Raw genomic sequence first — 8,340 nt, 5'->3', positions numbered from 1 at the left:
CCACCGGACTCCCGGATGACCGGGGCCGACTCACCGGTGATCGCCGACTCGTCCACCGACGCGACGCCCTCCACGACGTCACCGTCACCGGGGATGATCTGCCCGGCCTCGACGACCACGTGGTCGCCCAGCTTCAGGCCGGAGGCCGGGGCCTCCTCCTCACGGAGCGAGGTGGCCCCCGGCCGCCAGTCGATCAGCCGGCGGGCGACGGTGTGGGTCTTCGTCCGCCGCAGGGTCTCGGCCTGCGCCTTGCCGCGGCCCTCCGCGACGGCCTCGGAGAGGTTGGCGAAGATCACGGTCAGCCAGAGCCACACGGTGATGACCCAGGCGAAGACGCTCGGGTCCTTGATCGCCGAGAGGGTGGTCAGGACCGCGCCGACCTCGACCACGAACATGACCGGGTTCTTGATCATGACCCGGGGGTCGAGCTTCTTGACCGCGTCCGGCAGCGAGGTGAGGAGCTGCTTCGGGTCCATCATGCCGCCGGAGACCCGGTGCGGCTGCTGCGGCTCGGTCGGGGCGCCCCCCGGCGACGCGGGGGGTTCGAGGGTGGTCAGGGACATCAGGACAGACCTTCCGCGAGCGGACCCAGCGCCAGGGCCGGGAAGTAGGTGAGGCCGACGACGATCAGGATCACGGCCGTCAGCAGGCCGACGAACTGCGGCCGGTGGGTGGGCAGCGTGCCCGCCGTGGCCGGCACGGGCTGCTGCCGGGCCAGGGAGCCGGCCAGCGCCAGGACGAACACGATCGGCAGGAAGCGGCCGAACAGCATGGCCAGGCCGAGCGCGGTGTTGTACCAGTCGGTGTTGACGGTCAGGCCCGCGAAGGCCGAGCCGTTGTTGTTGGCGGCCGAGGTGAAGGCGTACAGCACCTCGGAGAAGCCGTGCGCACCGGAGTTGAGCATGCCCGCGCGCTGACCCGGCATCGCCATGGCGAGGCCGGCACCGATCAGGACGATCGCCGGGGTGGTGAGGATGTAGAGGGAGGCGAACTTCATCTCCCGGCCGCCGAGCTTCTTGCCCAGGTACTCCGGGGTGCGGCCGACCATCAGACCGGCCACGAAGACCGCGATGATCGCCAGGATGAGGATGCCGTAGAGGCCGGAGCCGGTACCACCGGGGGCGATCTCACCGAGCATCATGTTGAAGATCGTCATCCCGCCGCCGATCGGCGAGTACGAATCGTGGAAGGAGTTGACCGCGCCCGTGGAGGTGAGCGTCGTCGACGCCGCGAACAGCGCCGACCCCCACACGCCGAACCGCTGCTCCTTGCCCTCCATCATGCCGCCCGCCAAGTGGCCGGCCTGGCTGCTCACGCTGTGCAGCTCGTTCACCGTGATGACGGCGACCGATGCGGCCCAGATCACGCCCATCACGGCGATGATCGCGTAGCCCTGGCGGTTGTCGCCGACCATGCGGCCGAAGGTGCGCGGCAGGGAGGTGGCGATCACCAGCAGGAGGTAGATCTCCAGCCAGTTGGTGAAGGGGTTGGGGCTCTCGAAGGGGTGGGCGGAGTTGGCGTTGTAGAAGCCGCCGCCGTTGGTGCCCAGCTCCTTGATGACCTCCTGGGAGGCCACCGGGCCACCGGTCATGCTCTGGTGGTCGCCGACCAGGGTCGAGATGGACTCGACGCCGTGGAAGTTCTGCACCACGCCGCCGGCGACCAGCACGATCGCGAAGACGAAGGCGAGCGGGAGCAGCACGCGCACGACGATCCGGGTGAGGTCCACCCAGAAGTTGCCGATGCGGTCGGTCTTCTTGCGGGTGAAGCCCCGGATCAGGGCGGCGACGACGGCGATGCCGACGGCGGCCGAGACGAAGTTCTGCACCGCGAGACCGGACATCTGCACCAGGTGGCCCATCGTGGACTCACCGGAGTAGGACTGCCAGTTGGTGTTGGTGACGAAGGAGGCGGCCGTGTTGAAGGACACGCCGGGCGTCACCGCGGGCATGCCTATGGACAGCAGCAGGTGGTTCTGCAGCCGCATGAAGCCGTAGAGGAAGAGGACGGAGACGGCCGAGAAGGCCAGCACGCTCCGCAGGTAGACGGACCACTTCTGGTCCGCGTCGCCGTCGACCCCGCCGAGGCGGTAAGCGAAGCGCTCGACGCGAAGGTGCTTGGCGGAGGTGAGGGTGTGGGCCATGTAGTCGCCCAGCGGCCGGTAGGTCAGGGCCAGCGCGCCGACCAGCGCGAGGATCTGGAGCCAGCCCGCGAGGGTGTCGTTCACTAGAACTTCTCCGGGTAGATCAGTGCCAGCACCAGGTAACCGACCAGGGCCACGGCGACGACGAGTCCGACGACGTTTTCGATGCTCACAGCCGCTCCGCCCCCTTGGCCACGAGGCCGAGCACGGCGAAGACAGCGACGGTGAGGACGATGAAGGCCACATCTGGCATGCGGAGACACCCCGGAAGTCGTGTGGGGACGATGCCGCGTACCCGGTCGGGACCGCGGCGCCGGTGAAAAACCGGTGTACGTAGCGAAGCGCCCCGCAGTGCCCCCGACGAGCTTCGTTAGCGGGTTCCTGACGCGGCCCCGGATCGGCTTGACGGCACTTTGACGCCGCCCGGCCGAACGGGTGACGGGGGTGGCGTGGCGCGTCGGCGCGGTCGAGCGCGGCGGTCGGCCGGGGCTCAGAGGCCCGGTACCCACTCCTCGGGCGGCGGCAGGGGGCTGTAGCGGGCGCTAAGGTGACGGGCCAGGGCGTCGCTCTAGACGCCCTTCACCCGGAAGTTCTCCAGGTCCTCGACCGGACGGCCATGCGCACACAGCGGCGCGTGTTGCCGCGGTGGTACCCGATCGCGTGGAACCGGCCGTAACCGGGATCCCACCGGGTGGGGAGGATCCACAGCTCGGCCCCGGCAGTGAAGTGATTTTCCGCGCTCAGAACCGCACGTACACGTTCTTCGGCTGGGTGTAGGACTCCAGCTCCTCGATGCCCTCCTCCCGGCCGACGCCCGAGTTCTTCACCCCGCCGAAGGCGGTCCCGGGGATGTGCGCGGAGCTGGCGTTGATCCACACGTAGCCGGTGCGCAGGTCGCGGGCCGCGGCCATGGCGGTGTGCAGGTCGGTGGTCCAGACGCTGGCGGTCAGGCCGTACGGCAGCGCGTTGGCCTCGGCGATCGCCTGGTCGTACGCGTCGAAGGGCGCCGCCACCAGCACCGGCCCGAAGATCTCCTCCCGGAACAGCGGCCCGGAGGGGCCGGCGTGGGCCGCGAAGAGGGTGGGCCGTACGTAGTAGCCGGGCCGGTGCGGGGCGCTGCCGCCCGCGACGAGGCGGAGGGCGGGGTCGGACAGTCCCGCCCGGATGTAGGAGGTCACCTTGCGGTAGTGCTCCTCGGAGACCAGGGGGCCGATGTCCGTGGTGGGGTCCGCAGGGTCGCCGAGGCGCATGGCGTCCATGCGCCTGCCCACTTCCTTGACGACGCGCTCGTAGAGGGAGCGGTGGACGAGCAGGCGTGATGTGGAGCCGCAGCTCTGGCCCTGCCAGGTGAAGTTCATGCCCGCCATCGCGCCGTCCACGGCCGCGTGCACATCGGCGTCGGCGAAGACGATCAGCGGGTTCTTGCCGCCCAGTTCGAGGGTGACCGTCTTGACCGCGGAGCTCGCCGCGCGCGCCTGGACGCGGCGTCCGGTGGTGGACGAGCCGGTGAACGCGATGCGCGGGACGTCGGGGTGGGTCACCAGCCGTTCGCCCGCCACGGAGCCCAGGCCCGGCACGATGTTCAGGACCCCGGGCGGTACGAGGCCGGCGGCCAGTTCGCCCAGCCGCAGGGCGGACAGCGAGGTCGCCTCGGCGGGCTTCAGGACGACGGTGTTGCCGGCGAGGAGCGGTGCGGCGATGCGGGCGGCCGCGAACATCAGGGGATGGTTCCACGGGATGATCCGCCCGACGACGCCGAAGGGGTCGCGCAGCGTGTAGTCGAGGGCGTCGTGGTCGGCCATGGGGACGGTCTCGCCGCGCAGTTGGAGGGCGAGTCCGGCGAAGTAGCGCAGCTGGGCGGCGGCGACGCGGAAGTCGCCCCGCATGACCGCGACCGGGCTGCCGTTGTCGATGGTGTCGATCCAGGCCAGTTCCTCGCCGTGCTCCTCGATCGCCTCCGCGAGGGCGACCAGCACCCGAGCCCGGTCCGTCACGGAGGTGGCCCCCCACGCGGGCGCCGCCGTACGGGCCGCCTCCACCGCGTCGTCCACGTCGACGATGCCGCCGAGGGGTATCCGGGTCACCACCGTCTCGTCCGCGGGATTGATCACGTCCAGGGTCTGGCCCGAGGCCGCGTCGGTCGCCTCCCCTCCGATCAGCATGTGCCAGGGCCGGTCCACGATCTCGCCCGCGGTCGGTCGTGCGCCGGCCGTGCCGTACGGATTCGACAGCTCCGAAATACGCATACAATCCAGGTTTGCACCCGTATGTGCCGTATACAGTGATTGAACGTTTTATATCGGCAAACACCGTGTATAGCGCAGGCCAAACGGCCGGGCAGGGCCGCGGGCGGCCGGCTCAGCCGTCCAGCCAGCCGCGTTCATGGGCGAGGAGCGCGATCTGGAACCGCGTCCGGGCGCCGAGGGCGGTGCCCGCCTCGCTGACGTGCTTCTGCACCGTCCGGCGGCTCACGCCCAGCACCCTGGCGATGGCGTCGTCCTTCATCCCCGTGGCCATGAGGTGGAGGATCTCCCGGGTCCGTTCGTCGGTCTCCACGGTCTCCCGCTCACGGCGCGCGACGGGCCAGTCCTGGCGGCTCTCCAGTGAGACCGGTGTCGCGCGGTCCCAGATGCCCTCGAAGAGCGCGACGCACACCTCGATCAGGGCCGGGGAGTGCACCACCAGCGATCCCGCCGAGGGCCTGTCGCCGTGAAGCGGGAGGAGGGCGGCGGTCCGGTCGAACAGCGCCAGTTTGACGGGGAGCCGGGTACCGAGGCGGAACTCACCGCCCACCGCGGTGCCGCGCAGCGCGGTCTCCAGGGACACCTCGTCGGTGAAGCCGTCGGCCTCGTACACCGACCGCAGCCGTACGCCCGGGGCGACGGCGGTACGGTCCGGGTCCCGGTGGCCCGAGTCGTCCTCGGTCCCGGTCACGTAGGGCGGCTTGGCCAGGTGCAGCACCTCGCTCCTGCTGCCCTTCAGCAGGTACGCGTAACGGGCCGCGACCTCGTCGCCGTGCTCCAGGACCTCCACCAGGTTCGGCGCGCCGGGGTGCGCGACGGAGCGGTAGAGCTCGTCGAGCTGCTCCATGAACAGCTCGGTACGGGCCAGTTCGCTCCGCCTGCGGGCGAGCAGGGATCCCAGTGAGGAGCGCGGTGGGCCGGCCTTCCAGCGCGGGGACCCGCCGGGGATGCGGATGACCAGGAGTTCGTCCTCGAGACCCCGCAGCGCCCGTTCGGCCTCGTCGGCGGACGTGCCGACCGCCTCGGCCACCGCGGCGGCGTCCGCCGAGGGGTGGCTCACCAGGTACTCCAGGACCCGGCCGCCCAGGGGGCCCAGCCCCGTCCCCGCCCAAGGACCGCCCGATGAGACATCCATGCAGCCTGCCACCCCTGTACGTCCGCGCCCCGCGTGATGATCGTACGCCTCGCGGAAAGGCCGGCGGGGGCCCGGTCCGGCGTGCGCCGGTCCGGGCCCCCGTCGGGGTGGTGCGGTGTCGCGGCCGCTCAGCGGCAGGTGCCCGCGGGGCGGGCCCGGGTCACCAGGTCGGTGTCCGTGGTGGTGGTGTCCATCCACAGGACGCGGCTGCCGGTGCCTGCGGCGGCGTTCGACTGCTGGCCCTTGCTGCAGGAGACCCGGCCCAGCGGGGTGCCCTGCGGGGTGAACTGGTAGAGCTTGGCCAGCGAGTCGTTGTAGTCGTCGAAGACCTGCGAGAACGAGGCGTACACGGTCAGCGTGACCGCGGTGTCCGACGCCGTGAGGCCGAACGCCCGGACGGGGTTCGGGCCCTTCTCCGCGATGACGTCGGTGACGGTGGAACCGTCGACGGACGCCCGGCGCAGGGTGGTGAAGTCGTCGTCGGTGTAGTCGGTGTCGATCAGCCAGTACACCCCGGCAGCGCTGATCACCGGCGTGCTGATCCACTCCGGCTGCGAGGGCGCGCCGAGGGCCACGGTCTTCCCGGTGCTGGTGTCGAAGACCTCCACGACGACCCCGTAGGTGCCGTCGAACATGCCGTCGTGGATGTACGCGATGCGCCCGTCCTTGACGGCGGGCTCGACCGCCTGGTTGTAGTCCCGGCCGATCGGCACCTGACGCGGCGTGGTGTCGCCGCCCTTCAGGTACAGGACCCGCTGCAGCGAGGTCGCCTCGTCACGGCGGGACCAGGCGACCGTGTCGCCGTCCACGCTCAGGCCGCTGATCTCCGAGGTGGTGCTGTACAGCGTCTTGACGGCACCGCCGCCGCCCACGGGCGCGGACAGGATGTCGTAGGTGTGCAGCCAGGGGTCGTCACCGGGGACGTCGCCGACCGCCACCCACACCACGCGCTTGCCGTCGGTGACCGGGCTGAGGTGCGAGCGTCCGTCGACCGGGGAGATCCGGCGGGGCTTGCCCTTGCCGTCGGTGCGGCCGGTCCACACGGCGTACGGCTCGGTGCCGTCGGCGCTGGACTTGGGGGCGGCCCACCAGTCGCCGTGGGCGCTGGGGCTGTTGCCGGTGCCGACGTACTGCATCAGGGTGCCGAGCCTGCCCATCAGCACGTCGCTGTCGAGGCCGAGGTTCTGCTCCCAGCCGGGGACGATGCCGTGGGCGTCGAAGGCCTTCTTCACCTTGGCCAGGCGGTCGCCCTTGACGTGCAGCGACTTGGCGGCGGCGATGACGGCGTCACGGCCCTCGTCGAAGCCGTCGAGGGGGGTGATGTAGGAGGTGAGGGCCTTGTAGACGATGCTGTCGGCGAGTTCGCCGCCGAGGCTCTCACGGATGTCCCACAGCGAGCCGCTGAAGATCGTGGAGTTGACGTGCACTCCGCCGTTGTCGTAGGACGAGCCGAGGGGCAGCCCGAGGAAGCCCTTCGTGGTGGCGCCGTCGTTGAGGTCGCGGAAGGCGCAGTCCTTCGGCGCCCGGGTCCGGCAGAGGTCGCCGCCGATCAGGCCGGCCTCGGGGTCGGTCATGGAGGTGCGGTTGACGGTGACGTCGATGACGTTGCCGAAGTAGTCGGCGATGGCCTCGTTCATGGCGCCGGACTGGCCGGCGTAGACGAGGTCGGCGGTGTGCTCGACGACGCCGTGGGTCATCTCGTGGCCGACGACGTCCAGGTCGGAGGCGAGGGAGCGGTACTCGTCGTCACCGGTGCCGTACACCATCTTGGTGTGGTCCCAGAACGCGTTGACGAACGGCGAGCCGAAGTCCGTCACGCCGACCAGGGAGTTGATGGCCATGCCCTTGCCGTCGAGGCTGTCGCGCCCGAAGGTGCCGCGGTAGAACTCGTACACCTTCCCGGCCGCCCAGTGGGCGTCCACCGCCCCGCTGTCGGTCATCTCCTGCGGCGCCTTCGTGGTCGGCATCGCGAACGGCACGACGCTCTCCGGCCACTGGCCCGACACGTCCTGGTACCAGACGCTGGAGGCGTCCCAGGTCTGGATGACGTTGTGGCTCTTGCTGTCGGCCATGTGCGCGGTGTCGCGCAGCAGGTACTGACCGGTGGCGGCGTCCTTGCTGAGGTTCAGCGGCACGGTGGTGCCGCTGAGCAGGATGCCGCTGCCGGTGACGCCCGCCGATCCGGTCGCCGCCGCGGGCGCGCCGCCCCGCATCGAGGTGCCGCTGCGCATGGACGTGCCGCTGCGGTGCGTGGCGCCGCCGGCGGAGCCGGGGGGCGCGAACGTGGGCAGGCCGCCGTACTCGAAGACCGCGACACCGGTGGCGGCGTCGACGTAGACCTCCTGGACCACGGGTGCGCCGGTGGCCGGGTCGGTGCCGCGCACGGTGACGTGGCGGGCGAGCACGCCCTTGCCGGTGGGGAGCACGGTCAGCCCGCGGTCGGTGCCGGTCAGGTCGTCCTTGGCGCTCTTGGCGTGCGCGGGACGGTATCCGCCCTTCGCCAGCTCCGCGCGCACCTGACGCACCGCGCCCTGCACGGCGGTGGGGGCGGGGAGGGTGGGGCGTGTGGTGTCGAGGTCGAGGGCGGTGAAGTAGGAGCCGGAGGTGCCGGTGACGGTGCGTTTGCCGTCCTTGTGGTTCATGCGGACGACGTACTGGGCGCCCAGGACGGGGATGCCGCGGTACTTCTGGCCCAGCCGGACGGTCTCGGTGCCGTCGGCGTTAGTGGTGACGGCGTCGGTGGTCAGGTCGCGGTCGGGGGCGGGGATGCGGTAGCGGTCCCGGTGGCCGGCCAGGTGGGTGCGGGCGGCGGTGGCGGC

6 protein-coding genes are annotated in these 8,340 nt (G+C 71.0%); all 6 read right to left on the bottom strand.

Annotated features, from left to right (window positions below; all coding sequences use genetic code 11):
• Window positions 1-563, bottom strand: a 563-nt coding sequence (locus tag ACFV3E_RS46020) for a P-type ATPase actuator domain-containing protein (RefSeq protein ID WP_500542441.1), incomplete at its 3' end; no start/stop codon positions are given.
• Complete coding sequence (gene kdpA, locus ACFV3E_RS46015) at window positions 563-2,227, bottom strand: potassium-transporting ATPase subunit KdpA (RefSeq protein ID WP_500542439.1); 1,665 nt, start codon at window positions 2,225-2,227, stop codon at window positions 563-565. The genes ACFV3E_RS46020 and kdpA, both read right to left, overlap by 1 nt.
• A complete protein-coding gene (gene kdpF / locus ACFV3E_RS46010; protein WP_326579416.1) occupies window positions 2,227-2,316 on the bottom strand; it encodes a K(+)-transporting ATPase subunit F in 90 nt (29 codons plus the stop codon). Before kdpF ends, kdpA begins: the two co-directional genes overlap by 1 nt.
• Window positions 2,317-2,883: 567 nt before the next feature.
• A complete protein-coding gene (locus ACFV3E_RS46005; RefSeq protein WP_500542437.1) occupies window positions 2,884-4,389 on the bottom strand; it encodes an aldehyde dehydrogenase family protein in 1,506 nt (501 codons plus the stop codon).
• A 112-nt stretch (window positions 4,390-4,501) separates the two neighbouring features.
• Window positions 4,502-5,521: a helix-turn-helix transcriptional regulator gene (locus ACFV3E_RS46000; protein WP_500542435.1), complete on the bottom strand. Its 1,020-nt coding sequence runs from the start codon at window positions 5,519-5,521 to the stop codon at window positions 4,502-4,504.
• Between the two features lie 128 nt (window positions 5,522-5,649).
• On the bottom strand, window positions 5,650-8,340 hold a 2,691-nt coding region (locus tag ACFV3E_RS45995; protein WP_500542433.1), incomplete at its 5' end, for a M4 family metallopeptidase.

It is taken from the genome of Streptomyces sp. NPDC059718 (genome assembly GCF_042733315.1).
In the GTDB taxonomy this organism is placed as follows: domain Bacteria; phylum Actinomycetota; class Actinomycetes; order Streptomycetales; family Streptomycetaceae; genus Actinacidiphila.
The sequence above is the reverse complement of the archived record's forward strand: the minus strand, read 5'-3'. Positions and strand labels throughout refer to the sequence as shown.

What these genes read in the sequence shown, in the direction of transcription:
- ACFV3E_RS46005 (WP_500542437.1), bottom strand. Translation starts at nt 4,389, where the DNA reads ATGCGTATTTCGGAGCTGTCGAATCCGTACGGCACGGCCGGCGCACGA.
- ACFV3E_RS46000 (WP_500542435.1), bottom strand. Translation starts at nt 5,521, where the DNA reads ATGGATGTCTCATCGGGCGGTCCTTGGGCGGGGACGGGGCTGGGCCCC.